Source organism: Candidatus Nanosynsacchari sp. TM7_ANC_38.39_G1_1 (assembly GCF_004138385.1).
On the sequence record NZ_PQNZ01000017.1, the window covers coordinates 1 to 13974 of the forward strand.

At 49.3% G+C, this 13974-nt stretch carries 16 protein-coding genes, 3 tRNA genes and 1 pseudogene; 14 read left to right on the top strand and 6 right to left on the bottom strand.

The window, feature by feature from the left end; translation table 11 throughout:
- Positions 1-148 precede the first annotated feature (148 nt).
- Entirely contained in the window at positions 149-472 is a 324-nt protein-coding gene (locus tag G1ANC_RS01820) for a hypothetical protein (protein WP_129693329.1), read from the top strand.
- Between the two features lie 33 nt (positions 473-505).
- On the opposite strand, the gene G1ANC_RS01825 is transcribed toward G1ANC_RS01820, so the two are convergent.
- Positions 506-730 carry a hypothetical protein gene (locus G1ANC_RS01825; RefSeq protein ID WP_129693330.1) on the bottom strand — a complete coding sequence of 75 codons (225 nt, stop codon included), beginning with the start codon at positions 728-730 and terminating at the stop codon, positions 506-508.
- Between the two features lie 100 nt (positions 731-830).
- On the opposite strand from G1ANC_RS01825, the gene trpS reads away from it, so the two are divergent.
- The 8 genes from trpS (at position 831) to G1ANC_RS01865 (ending at position 5312) form a co-directional block, all read left to right on the top strand.
- Entirely contained in the window at positions 831-1859 is a 1029-nt protein-coding gene (gene trpS, locus G1ANC_RS01830; protein ID WP_129693331.1) for a tryptophan--tRNA ligase, read from the top strand.
- A 60-nt stretch (positions 1860-1919) separates the two neighbouring features.
- Entirely contained in the window at positions 1920-3095 is a 1176-nt protein-coding gene (locus tag G1ANC_RS01835) for an RluA family pseudouridine synthase (RefSeq protein WP_129693332.1), read from the top strand.
- On the top strand, positions 3076-3897 hold the full coding sequence (locus tag G1ANC_RS01840; RefSeq protein ID WP_129693333.1) for a hypothetical protein: 822 nt from the start codon (positions 3076-3078) through the stop codon (positions 3895-3897). Before G1ANC_RS01835 ends, G1ANC_RS01840 begins: the two co-directional genes overlap by 20 nt.
- 24 nt (positions 3898-3921) lie before the next feature.
- Positions 3922-4584 carry a tetratricopeptide repeat protein gene (locus G1ANC_RS01845; RefSeq protein WP_164997966.1) on the top strand — a complete coding sequence of 221 codons (663 nt, stop codon included), beginning with the start codon at positions 3922-3924 and terminating at the stop codon, positions 4582-4584.
- 70 nt (positions 4585-4654) lie between these two features.
- Positions 4655-4731 (top strand) — tRNA-Thr (locus tag G1ANC_RS01850).
- An 8-nt stretch (positions 4732-4739) separates the two neighbouring features.
- Positions 4740-4824: transfer RNA gene (locus G1ANC_RS01855), tRNA-Tyr, on the top strand.
- 79 nt (positions 4825-4903) lie between these two features.
- Positions 4904-5191 carry a hypothetical protein gene (locus tag G1ANC_RS01860; protein ID WP_129693335.1) on the top strand — a complete coding sequence of 96 codons (288 nt, stop codon included), beginning with the start codon at positions 4904-4906 and terminating at the stop codon, positions 5189-5191.
- A 45-nt stretch (positions 5192-5236) separates the two neighbouring features.
- A tRNA-Thr gene (locus tag G1ANC_RS01865) sits at positions 5237-5312 on the top strand.
- 45 nt (positions 5313-5357) lie between these two features.
- Here the strand turns inward: G1ANC_RS01865 and G1ANC_RS04005 are convergent.
- Complete coding sequence (locus G1ANC_RS04005; protein ID WP_164997967.1) at positions 5358-5528, bottom strand: hypothetical protein; 171 nt, start codon at positions 5526-5528, stop codon at positions 5358-5360.
- 167 nt (positions 5529-5695) lie between these two features.
- On the opposite strand from G1ANC_RS04005, the gene G1ANC_RS01870 reads away from it, so the two are divergent.
- The 5 genes and pseudogenes from G1ANC_RS01870 to rpmG form a co-directional block, all read left to right on the top strand.
- Positions 5696-6397, top strand: a complete 702-nt coding sequence (locus G1ANC_RS01870; RefSeq protein WP_129693336.1) for a DNA alkylation repair protein — start codon at positions 5696-5698, stop codon at positions 6395-6397.
- Positions 6390-6986 carry a GDSL-type esterase/lipase family protein gene (locus tag G1ANC_RS01875; RefSeq protein WP_164997968.1) on the top strand — a complete coding sequence of 199 codons (597 nt, stop codon included), beginning with the start codon at positions 6390-6392 and terminating at the stop codon, positions 6984-6986. The genes G1ANC_RS01870 and G1ANC_RS01875 overlap by 8 nt, the downstream gene beginning before the upstream one ends.
- A gap of 48 nt (positions 6987-7034) precedes the next feature.
- Positions 7035-7712, top strand: a complete 678-nt coding sequence (locus G1ANC_RS01880) for an NAD(P)H-dependent oxidoreductase (protein WP_129693338.1) — start codon at positions 7035-7037, stop codon at positions 7710-7712.
- Positions 7713-7806: 94 nt separating this feature from the next.
- Positions 7807-8334, top strand: a complete 528-nt coding sequence (locus tag G1ANC_RS01885; protein ID WP_129693339.1) for a TrmH family RNA methyltransferase — start codon at positions 7807-7809, stop codon at positions 8332-8334.
- Positions 8335-8489: 155 nt separating this feature from the next.
- Positions 8490-8651: pseudogene (gene rpmG / locus G1ANC_RS01890) on the top strand (50S ribosomal protein L33); the annotation flags it as partial.
- An 86-nt stretch (positions 8652-8737) separates the two neighbouring features.
- Here rpmG and G1ANC_RS01895 read toward each other — a convergent pair.
- Genes G1ANC_RS01895 through G1ANC_RS01910 form a run of 4 tightly spaced genes read right to left on the bottom strand, consistent with a single transcriptional unit; the run spans position 8738 to position 13866 of the window.
- The gene (locus G1ANC_RS01895; protein ID WP_129693341.1) at positions 8738-9433 is read right to left on the bottom strand and encodes a hypothetical protein; all 696 of its coding nucleotides are present in this window, start codon (positions 9431-9433) and stop codon (positions 8738-8740) included.
- Positions 9434-9467: 34 nt separating this feature from the next.
- Positions 9468-11408 carry a glycoside hydrolase family 15 protein gene (locus G1ANC_RS01900; protein WP_129693342.1) on the bottom strand — a complete coding sequence of 647 codons (1941 nt, stop codon included), beginning with the start codon at positions 11406-11408 and terminating at the stop codon, positions 9468-9470.
- On the bottom strand, positions 11408-12634 hold the full coding sequence (locus G1ANC_RS01905; protein WP_206660702.1) for a glycoside hydrolase family 57 protein: 1227 nt from the start codon (positions 12632-12634) through the stop codon (positions 11408-11410). The genes G1ANC_RS01900 and G1ANC_RS01905 overlap by 1 nt, the downstream gene beginning before the upstream one ends.
- A complete protein-coding gene (locus G1ANC_RS01910; protein ID WP_371412825.1) occupies positions 12631-13866 on the bottom strand; it encodes a glycosyltransferase family 4 protein in 1236 nt (411 codons plus the stop codon). The genes G1ANC_RS01905 and G1ANC_RS01910 overlap by 4 nt, the downstream gene beginning before the upstream one ends.
- Between the last annotated feature and the right edge of the window lie 108 nt (positions 13867-13974).

A 13974-nucleotide genomic window follows, 5' to 3' on the forward strand; every position in this document is an offset into this window, starting at 1 on the left:
TATGCCAGTGGTCGCTTATCTAATAATTACTCACAAAAGTGATTTGTCCCGCTCGCACCTTTCATAAACAGAAAAGCACGAGCGGGACGATCGAGATTGGCTACCTGCAACGCCAAGAGTAGGGGTTGCTGTAGCTGAGGTAGTACGCGTGACGACGACCGTACTGTCTAACGCACGCGTTCTGCATGTCGCTCCTAGACAAGTCGACATCGTGTCGGAACAAACCGTGCCAACTCACGCTACACTTCCAGTCCATCACAGTACTACCTCTGAGAACCGCGTAGGCAAAGCTGCCGGGGTACTGCGAGTCACAGTACTTATTGAGATCAATCCCCGGGTCAGCAGCGTTGGCCGAAGGAGCAACAAGCATCATACTGGCAGCAACAAAGACGGCCGCCACGAGCTTGAAGACAAACGACTTCACGCTATCTCCTCTCCATCATGTATACGCACCTTGCGTACACACTTATGATAGTAATCGAGAGAGAAGCTTATGTCAAGATATTTAATCATCTTTCTTCTTGTCATCATCGCGATAAGCCTTATACTGAAAATACAACGCCGCGCACACCAGCGCGATAGCCAGCGCGAATTCAAATAGATGAAGCGGCACGTTTGGCGGCTGCTTAGCACTCATCGTATCCATAGATGTCTCAATTGAAATATACGAAACTAGCGCCGACGCAAACAAGAAAACGTAATATGCAATCCGACACTGAGTTTTATTCATAACGCTATTGTATACGCAGCCAACACTAGCGTCAAACAGCAACTATCTCAATCGTCGTGCTCAATATGACAGTACAAGCGTACTCTGTTATAATTATACTATGTCTAAAGAAACAATTCTCACTGGCGTGCGTGCCAACGAAGAGCCAACGCTCGGTAATTATCTCGGCGCGTTCGTGCCAATGGTGCAAATGCAGAAAAAGTACGCAGGAGAGTATCAAATCAACATGTTTGTGCCAGATTTGCACAGTTTTACGACACCAATCGACCATTCTGCGTTGTACGCCAACACCCTCAAAAACCTTAAGTATTTCATCGCCGCTGGGCTCGACGCTAGAGACGAAAATACTTTTATTTACCGCCAGAGTTTTATCCCGGCGCACAGCGAATTAACTTGGATCTTAGACTGCTTTACTAGTTTCGGCGAGATGAGCCGCATGACGCAGTTCAAAGAAAAGTCCGCCGAACACAGCAGCAACGTCAGTGTCGGGTTGTTTAATTATCCGGTGTTGATGGCTGCCGATATTTTACTCTATAATGCCCGCTATGTACCCGTTGGCGAGGACCAATTCCAGCATCTAGAAATTACCCGCGACATCGCCACTCGCATGAATAATAAGTTCGGCGAATTATTCACCGTGCCTGACTCTACAGCCAAGCAAACTGAGTTTATCAAGCGCGACAAAGGTTTGCGCATTCGCAGCTTAACCAATCCAAACAAGAAAATGAGCAAAAGCTCGGACGATCAAAAATCAAAAATTAATTTGAACGATACGCCAGAACAAGCTCGCAAGAAAATCATGTCGGCAACAACCGATTCGCTTGGCGTTATCAATTTTGACTGGGAAAATCAGCCAGGTATCACCAACTTATTGCAGCTTTTGGCGATTTTAACTGATCGTCCGCAAGAAGAAGTCAATGCCGAGTGGATTGGACAAACACAATACGGGCCGCTGAAAAAAGCCGTAGCCGAAGCAGTAGCCAGCTTTTTGAGCAACTTCCAAGCGCGCCTCGACGCCATCACCGACGATGATTTATTGAAAGTCCTCGAGCGGTCCGAGCGCGCCATGACCATCGTCGCCAACGAAACCTTGCTCCGCGTCCAAAAAGCCGTGGGACTCAGGAGATAGCGCCAACATGCACCAATCCTCGAGCAACCAACCGTCTGAACAGGGAAGCAGCGTAATCATATGAAAATCACCGCCAATGACTTACTGGCGATTTTACGCCGCTTCAACGTGGCAAACGCAGACAACCTGCCGCGCCATATCGACCAGATCAAAAGTAGCAATCCTAGCCCAATCAACCAGCTGGTGCGCTTTCGCTTTAACCGCCAGCATTATTTCGTGCTGATTGACGACACCGCCGAAGACCGCGAAAATTATATCATGGAGCAAATATTTACCGCCAAAAGCGATGCTCGCGGCGTGATTTTCGAAAACCCAACCAGCGAACTAACTACCTATGGTTTACCATTCAAAGGCAAAGATATCTATCTGTTTCAACAGGTGAGCGACAATCAGCGGCTGGATAGTTTGCTAGCCAAACGCTACCCAGAAACCAGCCGATCAACCTGGCAAAAATATATCAAATCTGGCAATGTATCTGTCAACGGCACGCCAGCCAAAAGCACCAGCCAGCTAGTCACCGAAGCCGACGAAATCGCTGTCAATCTGCCCGAAGCTACCGATTACAGCGATGAGGAACTACCGATACTTTATCTAGACGATAACGTCATCGTCGTCAACAAACCATCCGGCGTTCTGACTCACAGCAAAGGGGCGCTAAATGACGAATTCACGGTCGCCGATTTTTTCCGCCGTTATACCACCGTCGGACTGGAGACTAACCGCCCAGGCATCGTCCATCGGCTAGACCGCGACACCAGCGGCGTTATCATCGGGGCGCGCACTCCCGAAGCTTTTGAATTGCTCAAAAAACAATTCTCGCAACATCTCGCCAAGAAAACATACCTAGCCATCGTCGACGGTGCACCGCAACCACTAACCGCTAAAATTGATATCCCGATTGGTCGCAACCCGTCGGCGCCCAGTACCTTTCGCCCCGACCCAAATGGCAAGCCAGCGCAAACTATTTACCAAACGCTCGTCGCGCGTCGTAATCTCAGCGCCATTAAACTCTGCCCGCAAACTGGGCGCACTCATCAACTGCGCGTTCACCTGCGTCATTTACACACGCCGATTCACGGCGACCGCGTCTACGGCAAGCCCGCTGATCGCCTCTATCTGCATGCTTACAAATTAGAAATTACTACACAGCCTGGTAAGCGCCAGACATTCATCGCGCCGCTGCACAGTGAGTTTACCAAACTTTTCCCGGAGCTAGATGATGAGCCTAATCTTTGAGCCGTCAACCGAGCGACAAATTCAAACGCTAGCCCGCAGTCTACCGCAAGCTTTACTTTTGACAGGCGCTGATGGCGCTGGTCTGCTAACTACCGCCAAATACTTAGCCGGCCCAGCACTCGCTGGAATTATTCAGCCCACCAACAAAGACGGACAAGTCGATGCAAGCGGCGTCATTCGTATCAACCAAATCCGCGACCTGCGCCAATACACCCGCGGCATCACGAACAATCAGGTTGTTTACATCATCGATGACGCCGACAAAATGAATCATCAAACACAAAATGCTTTCTTGAAATTATTAGAAGAACCAGCCCGCAACATTCATTTTATACTGACTTCGCACCAGCCGAATTTACTGCTGCCGACTATCATGTCGCGCGTCGAGCGGCTTACTATCCGTCCGATTTCTGAGGAGGCCAGCCGGCTGCTCCTCGCTAAATATCGGCAGCTTGACACTACAACGATTGCTCAGATTATGTTTTTAGCAAACGGCCGGCCGGCATTAATCTCGCGCTTGGCCAGCAAACCCAGCGAGCTCGCCGATATCGGCGCCGTCATCAAAGACTCGCAGGCATTAATTGCTGGTCCGATAAATGATAAACTAACTGTTGCTGCTCGATATACCGACCGCAAAGCTACTCTAGAGCTGCTACGCTATAGCATTCTGCTCGTCCAAAATGCCGCTGCCAAAAACAACACGCCAGCTACCATCGACAAGCTAGCTCGTCTCAGCGAAACCTACGAACGCATCGCCGCCAACGGCAACATCAAGCTTCAGCTTGCCGCTTTGATCGCGTGATTATGTGCTATAATAATGCATAGTATGTTTGGATTTTTACTGGTTCTGGGACTAGGCGCCGCTGCAGTCGCGTACCGCCAGTCACCCGAAGACATCGCAGGCGACTTACCAGCGAAATTATCGTCAAAGCTTGATAAGCTCTGGGAAATCGCTCAAGAATCGCTCAAGGCGCAAAAATATCTGCGCGCCGAAAAAGCCCTGCTGACCATTCTGCGCATCGACGCCAAAAACGCCAACGCTTACAACCGTCTAGGTATTTTGTATGCCAAGCAGCATGCTTACGACGACGCTATCGAATGCTTTGAAATCGCCCAGAGCCTCGAGCCAAGCGCTTCGAGCCTGCACAACGTCGGCCTGATTTACTATGAAACCGAAAGCTACGAAAAAGCCGCCCTGGCATTCGAGCAAGCCCTAGAGATGGAAGAAGAAGTTGCTTCGCGCCATATCGCCTACGCCAAAGTACAAGAAAAACTCGGCAATGCCAAGCTTGTCTTGCAGCACCTTGAACGCGCCGTCACCCTAGAGCCAAGCATTCAAAGTATTAACATCTTAGCCGATTCGTACGATCGCAACGGCCAGAAAGAGAAAGCCGCTGCTATTCGCGACAAAATCAATCGCGCCATGTCGCGCGGACAGCATGTCGACCGCCGCGTCAAACAGCCAGCTGGCGCCATCTCTCCGCAATAAAACACTTGCCAAGGTTATGCAAATACGCTACACTGTTAGGTGTGCTTTCGGGTCGTACCTTTCAATTTATGCCGACTTAGCTCAGCTGGCTAGAGCAGCTGTTTTGTAAACAGCAGGTCCTCGGTTCGAGTCCGAGAGTCGGCTCCATAATTCATGCCGGAGTCGTCTAGTGGCAATGACAGGAGACTGTAAATCTCCCGCTTTTTAGCTTCGTAGGTTCGAGTCCTACCTCCGGTACCATGCGTAGAATTTTAGGCCGTCCGCTGCTCGCGGACGGTTTTTATTGACTTTATACAGTGTATATGCTATAATATATAGTATGTACGAGTTTATTAAGCAGTCGCTGAGCAGTTGGAGCCACCAAAAAGATCAGCGCCGCAAATTACAACAAGCTTATCTAACAGTAGTTTTCATTGGGCTGGTTCTAGCCGGATTACTGACGCTCCTAAATGTACCGCAAAGCCGCTTGGCCGCGATGATTGCTGCCGGATTCGCAGTAGTTTACTTGGTAAACGGCATCGCCTGGGCGCTACTGGAAGCGTTCGTAGCGCCGAACCTGCCGAAACCCGAATCGACAACCAGCAAGAAGACCCGCCGCCAGAAGTAGCTTGCCTCGACCGCGGCAAATATGTTAGAATTAGTAGGCTTTCATGCCGCGATAGCTCAGTTGGTAGAGCGCATCCATGGTAAGGATGAGGTCTCGGGTTCAAGCCCCGATCGTGGCTCCAAATTTTGACATTTTTCAATTTACGACGGCATTGCTGTTATTTTGTCTACTTATCGTTATCTATAGTCGGTAAAATTACCGTGATTAGCTCGTCGGTTTCTTCTTGCTTTTTCTGTTCGTCCTGGTCGTTGATACTGCGCGCAGATTCCGCTGGTTTACGTTTGCTAGCGATTGCGAGCAAGACAAGCAATACTAATACGATTAGTAATATTTCCATTTATGCTAGTATTATATCATTTTATATTCGCGAAGTCGCCGTAAAATTTGCGTAGCGGCAGGCTTGCTTATAATAACGCCGATTGGTTTTATGCCTAGGGGTTTGCTAGAATAAAAGTCAGAGAATTCGAAAGAATCGCTCTGTTATAAATTCTGAGAGATGTAAGTATGCATGACCAAATTATCACTCAGTTGAATGCACTATCCCAAGGCAACGAAACCTACGCCGCCTTCAACAAACGTATCGTCAACACCAAGATGCCGGTCATCGGTGTGCGCGTGCCGGATTCGCGGCGGTTGGCGAGGAGATTGGCGCCTGATATGAGCGCGGCGGACATTAGTGAATTATTAACGGCACAAAATGAATCATTTGACTACGTGCTGCTATGCGGACTGTTGATTACGCACGCTCGGCTCGATGATCAAATGGCGATCAACCTAACCAAGCAATATCTGCCGTGCGTTGACTCGTGGGCGCACATCGATATATTTGTCGAGAAAAAGCGGCGCTTTACCGGCGAAGTGTGGTGGGATTTTGCGCTGGAATGCCTACTGAGCGAAGCCGAGTTTACGGTGCGCTATGGCGTGATTGCTTTGATGACTAATTTTTTGGATGAAGCACGTATTGACCAAGTTTTCGCGGCGCTGCGGAGAATTAAACACGACGGCTATTATGTCAAAATGGCGCTGGCCTGGCTGTATGCGACGGCGGCGGTACACTTCTTTGAGCTGACGCTGGCTGAATTAGAGAACGAGCATATCGACGCCTGGACGCGCAACAAAGCCTACCAAAAAATGCGCGAATCGCGGCGATTTACGCCTGAGCAGCAAGCGGTTATTTCAAAAAAGAGAGGATACAAACTTGAGTAAAAAACGGACGACAACAGCAAAACGTATTCTAATCTACGGCGATTCAAACGTCTGGGGCGCTAACTTTGCTAGCAAGCGTATCCGCTACAGCGATCGCTGGGTTAATCGCCTCGACCGAGCTTTGCGCGGCAGAGCACAGGTCACTGCCGACGGCGTTTGCGGCAGAGTTGCTGGCGATTTCCGCACCGATAAGCCGCATAAGAATGGCTTGTCGACGTTTACGACAGCTCTACAAAAGGCCGATAACTTCGACTTAATCATTATCGCCCTCGGCACTAACGACCTGCAACAGCGTTTCGCGCGAACGCCTGAGGACATTGTTCGTGACTTATTAGAATATCGCAATCTCGCCGGCGAGACTCCAATTATCTATATTTTGCCGCCGTATTTTGACACTAGCGACAATTCGGGATATGAGTTCACCGACGCGTCCGAACAGCTTCGCCAAAAACTGCTGCAGCGCAAAAAAGAACTTGGCAATTATATTGAGCTGCCTAAATTACCGCTATCAGACGGCTTGCATTTTTCACCGTTAGGACACTATCAAGTTTTCAAGATAGTCAGAGAAGTGCTAAAATCGTATATATAAGCTAATCTGCGCCAACAAGATTTTGGCGGCTAAAGAGGGGACGATGAAATGAATAAGCCAATCATATCGATAGACGACATCAAGCAAGCGCTCGAATTCCGCTACGCCACCAAAGCTTTCGACTCTAGCAAGAAAATCTCGCAAGAGAATATCGAGCTACTCTTAGAGGCCGCCCGCCTAGCGCCAAGTTCGTACGGTTTTGAGCCGTGGAATATTATCGTCGTGCAGGAAGACGAACAGCTACGCGCCGATATCAAACGCTGCACAGGCGCCAACGCTGCCCGTTTTGACGCCAGTCACGTTTTGATATTTACTGCCAAAACCAGCGAAGGCTTGTTGCAAAAAGGCGGACATATCGACCATATGCTGCACGATATCAAGAAGCAAAGTTCCATCAAGGCCGCCGGCTTCAAGACTTTTTGGCGATATTGGGCTAAAAAGGATTTTGAGATACTCAATCAACCAGCAATGATTCATCAGTGGGCGGCGCGGCAAGCTTACATTGCACTAGGCTTTGTGCTGCTGGCCGCCGCTGGGCGCAGGATTGACTCGTGCCCGATTGAAGGCTTTTCGATTAGCAAGCTCAGCCAGGTCTTGTCACAGCACCAGCTAATAGACCCAGAGCTAGAAAAGCCGGTAGTAATGTTAGCGCTAGGTTACCGTAGCCAGCGCGAGGTGCCAGCCAAAACTCGCCGCCAGCTCGACGAAATTGTGCGTTGGCGATAATGCTGCGCTTCCTTTTTCAGGTATTATTAAACCAACGACGAACAGACTTATGCCAGCTGGTCCCGCTAGCTTAATATTTGCTAAAATAACATACATGGAAGACACGCGGAATGTAATCGACAAATTCAAAGGCCGGAGCGAGACAGAGATTGTGAAAGAACTGGACGCTGTAGATCATGGCTTGGTGATTGCTCTGGAGAACACTGAGCGGGATTTTAATATGGGGACGATTGTCAGGAGCGCTAATGCGTTTGGTGTGCGGCAGATTTATGTTATCGGCAGGCGGCAATGGAATAAGCGCGGTGCTATGATGACGGATAAATATTTGCATGTGCATTACGTTAGCTCGACAGCTGAGTTTGTCGAGTTAATGCGGACTGAAGACAGAGCAATCATCGCGATTGATAATATCCCGGGCAGCGTCAATATGTCAGAGACGACCTTGCCAAAGCGGGCGGTGTTGGTGTTTGGTCAAGAGGGACCGGGAATCTCCGAGGAAATGGCGCAGGCGGCAGATAAAATTATTGCCATTGAACAGTTCGGCTCGACCCGCTCCATCAATGTCGGCGCAGCAGCCACCGTGGCGATGTATTGCTGGTTGCAGCAGTATGTTTTGAGATGAGCAGCACAGCATCCAAGCCGCGCTGAAACGACTCTTTCTGCAAATTTACGCTAGAAAATTATGCGTCGGCGATAATAACGTATCTAGCTTGAAATTGCTGCACCAATCTGTTATACTTGATTACTGAAGTTCTACAACAACATTAAAGGGAAGTTATGGCAAAGAAGAATAACACTAAGCGCAAGATTATTGCACTCGTCAGCCAACTAAGCGGCCACCGCACTTATGTTACGCGCAAAAACACGGCAAATACACCAGGCAAATTAACTCTACGTAAATACGACCCAAAACTGCGTAAACATGTCAAATACGTCGAGAATACCAAAAAATCACTTGGCCGTAACGAAGTTAAACCGCGCAAAGGCTAAAATTAGCAGCCTTTCTAGGCGAATCAGACAGCCCTCTAGCGAGGGCTGTTTTGCTGTACGGCGGTATCAATTACCTCGGCTAGCCACAATGCGTTCGAGACTAGCTTTTCGATTTGCGCCTCGGTTGGACGCTCGTTTTCGGTATATAGATACACTGTATTGCGCTCAATTTCGATATTAATTTTGTCGAAATGCGAAACTATTACTTCGGCAGCCTGTGGCGATATAATTGACTCAATTTCTATAGCCCGAGTAGCAGCACCATAAATATTATATTTATTAAGAAAAGCCTGCAGGTAGCGCGCTGTAGCCCCCAAAATTAGCGGCTGTAGAGCACTGTACGACGCTTGATAAATCGGATCTGTCCGTTTCATGCCAATATAAATGTGTGGCAGCGGACGTTCAGTGTGTAAATCGACAGTAGCGATTAGCCAATGGCAGCGTTGATTCTTATACTTGTGCGACTGGCCCTGGCGAACGCGAATAGTGTCGCGCCGCTGCAGAACTGTCGTATCGTAACCGCGAATTGTACCTATGCAAAGATAATCATCAATATGCGTGTGCGAAACCGTATGGCCGCGCACCAAGCGATGGTCGTCGTCATGCTGATTAGCGTAACCAAAATACACCAAGCCAGCGCGATCTGCGAAGCGGCGCATTGCTTGGCGCGTAGCACGAGTCTTAGCAATATGCCGCGGCGTAAGCCGGCGAAGAGCTCTAGATGCTTTCAATTTTGTTCTCGAACTAACTCCCACCCTGTTGTCCTCATCTTTTTATCACGTCAAGAATTGTCGATATAAACTCGGCCTGGCTCCAACAAAGCGGCGCAACTGAGCGCTCGCGCCCCGAAACCGGATCAATTTGCTCAGACAAAACACCAGTCGGCCAAGCTTGACTAGATACCCACGATATTATCCGCTGCGCCGAATTTTCGTCGCCGCACTCCAAATAATACTGAGCTAGCCACAACGAAACGATAAACCACCAGTTACTCGGAGCATCTGGAGCGCTGCGGTAATAGGCGTCATCCTCGTAGCGCGGCAGACCTGGCGTTTCCAGCTTGAAATGAAAGCGGTCGAGAGCTGTTTGTATGGCTTGATGCAAATCTTCTTGATTATCGTATAGGCCATAAATAAAAGCGCCATAAACAGCCGACATATCAAGCGTATCATCGGGCGTGTAAGTACCGTTTTTGTTGCGGCACAAACCTTTGCGGAAAGCTTTCTGATGAGGATCGTACAAGCGTTTTTGCGCGGACTGCTTGATATCTTCGGCAACCGTCCGCCAAGCGACAGCCCCGACTTCGTCTCGACGCTGATCAGCCAGATTAGCCGCCGCGAACAGTGCTGCTTGAACGATCGCTGTCGTGTACGTCGTCACCATGAAATGCTCTTCCCAGAGATCATAACTTGGTTTTGGCAAGTGCGTCCGATTATCAACGTAGCTGGCCAGAAAATTCGCCATCGGTACTACCATCGACGTATAGAACCGCTGCAGCAGCGTGTCGTCGCCAGTCTTATTATAAAATTGACAGAATAAGAACAGCACCGAAGCCGTCTCGTCCTCTTGAATTGGCGCCGAGACAGTGCCATCTGGGTGTACGTACGAATGCCAGCTACTACCCAGAGCGCCGTCGGCACGGTATTTATGCGATAGATAACCTTTCGGACTTAACGCCCGGCGGCAAAAATCAAAGAAATTGTAGGCTTCCTCGGTATAGCCCATGCGAATTAACGGCCAGAGAACATACACGCTATCACGCGGCCAACAGTACGCGTAGGCATCGCGCTGATAATTAAGCGCCTCTCCATCGCTGCTAGCAATAACAGCACCGCGCTTATCAATATGCGCCTTGAGAAGCATCGTACTATTGATAAACGCCTGGCGATATTCCGGCTTGACGCGCTGCGCCACTTTCTTCGCCGGACGCAGCCACAGCCGCCACCATTTAGCAGTAGCTTCAAAGCGCTTATGGATTGTCTGCGAAATAATATTTTTGTGTATGTAAAGCACTTCGCGCAAGGAAGTACCAGCAGCTAGCCAATAGTTTACCCGCGCCGAACCGTGACCGGCCAACTCTAATTTGAAGCGGATCGTCGAGTCGACGCGACCATGCTCGGCAGTCGAATTCGATAGCTCGCCATCGTCAGCATCGCGATAAGTACCTTCGCGGCCCTCGCGGCCAAATACGCCAACTGCATATTGGTCAAAGAACCTGCCGCCGTCAACTTGGCCCGACGCCGCAAAGACTCGGCGTCCACGGTAATGAATGACAGCGTTATCGTCTGGCAACACTTGAACGGTATCAGTGCTGCTACCAGAATCACCGATAATGAAGGCTTGATGCATAAATAACCGAACATCGCGCGTTTCAGGCCGCAAATTAACCACATGAATTGTCCGCAGAAGCACGTTAAAATCTATATCGACCGCGTCGTCGAACTCTAACATAATGCCAATTTGTTCATTCACAGCCACGATATGGCCGATCAGCGCCTCGTGGTGATAACTAAATTTGCATGACCAGCCATAGTCGCTCAGCCACGATACACGGCCATCCGCCCAAACACCGACACGATGCCGAGTATTGCCGCCAATCGTATGGTTTTCTAAACCAACGTAAGGGAAATAAACATCGCTAACCTCGCCATGACGACTCAGCCCAACTTGCAGTTCGTTATTGCTAAGAATTATCGGTCGTGCCATCAATACCCCGCAATATTATGCTCATGCAATCGATAGCGCACATCGCGCAGCGCATTCATAAAATACAAGAACGCGTCGTACGGCGAATCATACGGACTAAAATACGCATGCACGTCGCCGTCATTAAAGTACTTAGTACACATGTAGTACGGATGGTCGCTGGTCGTCAACTGCCGCCAGTCAGCAATCAAGCCAAGATCGCCCGAACTAAGTACATCCTTTTCCATAGCGTATAGGTCGCGCATCGCTTCGTGCTGCATACTATTGCCTAGCCACGCTGACAAGTCGCGCTCGGTATCAGCCCAAGTAGTCGTCTGCGGGCAGTCAATCTCGTCATGCGCTTCTAGCGCTTGGCAGGCGCCGCTAATCGTGTAGAAAGTATGGTTGTAACGCCCCAGCCAACGCTCAACAAAGTCAGCAAAGAACTCGAAAATGCCTGTGTCCGCCCAAATATTTTCACCAAAAGTCTCGAAATCCATAAATAAGTTAATTATTTCGCCGTCGTGGCCCATGCTTGCGTCAACCCAATCGACATAAGTCGGGGAAGTTAGCGGATACGATTCCCAATCGCGATTGCTAAAGCGAAAAGCGATATCATCGCTTAAACGGTAATTTTTCAACAATAGTTTGACATTTTTCGTGCCAGCTGGCCGATACATATAATTGGCGTTGCGCCAACCGAGAACCTTATCCCAGCCCTCAGCGATAATACCTTTATAGCCTTGCTGGTCGGCCCATTCGGCTAGCTCGTTATTGTAACTCAGCTCGGTGTTGCGGAAAGCGGTGATTTCGACGCCAAACAAGTCGCGAATCTTCTGGCGATGAATATCAACTTGCCGTTGAAATTCATCGCGGCTATAGAAAAACGCCAAGCTATGGTAATAAGTTTCGCCGACGATTTCGACGCGGCCAGTTGCGATAATATCGCGCAGCAAATCGATCACGTCTGGCGCCCAGCGCTCAGCCTGGTCTAACAATGTACCAGTCACCGATAGCGACACGCAAAAATCTGGATACGCAGCCAGTAATTTGCGCAGCAATGCCAGCATCGGTCGGTACGACTTATCAGCAACCTTCTCAAAAATAAAGCGGTTGCTGCGATATTTATCATCGAAATTATCGAAATAATCATGCCGATCCGCAATATCGAACACCGAATATTCGCATACGCGCCACGGCTGATGCATGTGCAGATACAAAACCACTCCGCGTTTTTTGCTCATCATTTGGCTCCTTTCTGAGTGCGGCTATAAATTGATAAGCACTTGCTAGCGACGTCGTCCCAGCTGATACGAGCATATTCCGATTTGATGCCGCGCTTCATATCGTTTAGTAATTGCGGCGATTTAGCCAAGGCCACTAGCTGGTCAGCCAACTTATGCGTATCCCAAAAATCATAACGAAAAACCGTATCGAGAACTTCGCCAACACCAGACTGGTTAGTCACGATTAGCGCTGTATCATAATGTGCCGCCTCTAGTGCGGCCAAGCCAAACGGCTCGCTAACCGAGCTCATCACGAAGACGTCCGACACGCGATAAGCGTCGCGCCACTGCTTGCCACGGACAAAACCTGTGAAATATACTTTATCAGCAACCCCATGGTCAGCAGCAATCCGAATCAGCTCGTCGCGCTGCTCGCCGTCGCCAGCTAGCAAAAAGGCAAAGCGGTCGTGCTGCTGGCAGGCCTTGGCAAAACCGCGCATCAGCTGCACCAGGCCCTTCTGCGCCGTAAAGCGCGTCACTGTCGACACCACCGTATAGCCTTCATCCTTAAGCAATTCTAAGTACTTGTAAGTCCGCCGGTCATAGTCGTAGTTAATCAGCGAGCTAGCATCAATTGCGTTGTGTACGACCTCAATTTTGTCAGCTGGAATATGGTATTTATGAACGATAATTCCCTTAGTAATATTGCTAACAGCAATGATTCGGTCAGCCATCATTAGACCGTTATATTCAATCTCGTGAATGACAGGGTTGCCAAATTCGCTAGCACCAGCGCGGTCAAATTCCGTAGCGTGAGCATGAACGATTAGCGGCGCGTCGGTTAATTGTTTGGCGCGCATGCCAGCTTCCATGGTTAGCCAATCGTGGACATGGATAGCATCCGGCTTATCAATCCGATCGACCAGCTGCTCGACATAGCCAACATATTGCTTTTGCACGCCCCGCATGGTTGTCAAATCGCCAGCCGGGACGTCATCGAGATTACGTACTGTCACTGCGCCGCCGCCATAAGAATTCAACGCCTTATCGCCATGAAATGGCGGCAGCTCGGTCGCCGAGTAAATATTCAAGAAATCAATATCATCGTACTTTGCAGTGTAGGGGAGCACGAAATCAATTGACGCGCCCCGCTGAGCAAGCGCCTTAGACAAGTGATAACACGCGACACCGAGACCTCCGCTGTTGTGCGGCGGGAGTTCCCACCCAAGCATAAGTATGTTCATGTCACCCATGTTAGATTACAGTCTGCAATCTAATTTCCCCTTTTTTGCTAACATATTCACAACTAGTATACGCCTCTCCATAAGCGTTTTGCAACCGATTAAATACATTTAACGAAA

Bases quoted from the DNA above. Each gene is read 5' to 3' on its own strand.
- G1ANC_RS01825 (WP_129693330.1), bottom strand. From the start codon at position 730: ATGAATAAAACTCAGTGTCGGATTGCATATTACGTTTTCTTGTTTGCG.
- trpS (WP_129693331.1), top strand. From the start codon at position 831: ATGTCTAAAGAAACAATTCTCACTGGCGTGCGTGCCAACGAAGAGCCA.
- G1ANC_RS01835 (WP_129693332.1), top strand. From the start codon at position 1,920: ATGAAAATCACCGCCAATGACTTACTGGCGATTTTACGCCGCTTCAAC.
- G1ANC_RS01840 (WP_129693333.1), top strand. From the start codon at position 3,076: ATGATGAGCCTAATCTTTGAGCCGTCAACCGAGCGACAAATTCAAACG.
- G1ANC_RS01845 (WP_164997966.1), top strand. From the start codon at position 3,922: ATGTTTGGATTTTTACTGGTTCTGGGACTAGGCGCCGCTGCAGTCGCG.
- G1ANC_RS01860 (WP_129693335.1), top strand. From the start codon at position 4,904: ATGTACGAGTTTATTAAGCAGTCGCTGAGCAGTTGGAGCCACCAAAAA.
- G1ANC_RS04005 (WP_164997967.1), bottom strand. From the start codon at position 5,528: ATGGAAATATTACTAATCGTATTAGTATTGCTTGTCTTGCTCGCAATC.
- G1ANC_RS01870 (WP_129693336.1), top strand. From the start codon at position 5,696: ATGCATGACCAAATTATCACTCAGTTGAATGCACTATCCCAAGGCAAC.
- G1ANC_RS01880 (WP_129693338.1), top strand. From the start codon at position 7,035: ATGAATAAGCCAATCATATCGATAGACGACATCAAGCAAGCGCTCGAA.
- G1ANC_RS01885 (WP_129693339.1), top strand. From the start codon at position 7,807: ATGGAAGACACGCGGAATGTAATCGACAAATTCAAAGGCCGGAGCGAG.
- G1ANC_RS01900 (WP_129693342.1), bottom strand. From the start codon at position 11,408: ATGGCACGACCGATAATTCTTAGCAATAACGAACTGCAAGTTGGGCTG.
- G1ANC_RS01905 (WP_206660702.1), bottom strand. From the start codon at position 12,634: ATGATGAGCAAAAAACGCGGAGTGGTTTTGTATCTGCACATGCATCAG.
- G1ANC_RS01910 (WP_371412825.1), bottom strand. From the start codon at position 13,866: ATGGGTGACATGAACATACTTATGCTTGGGTGGGAACTCCCGCCGCAC.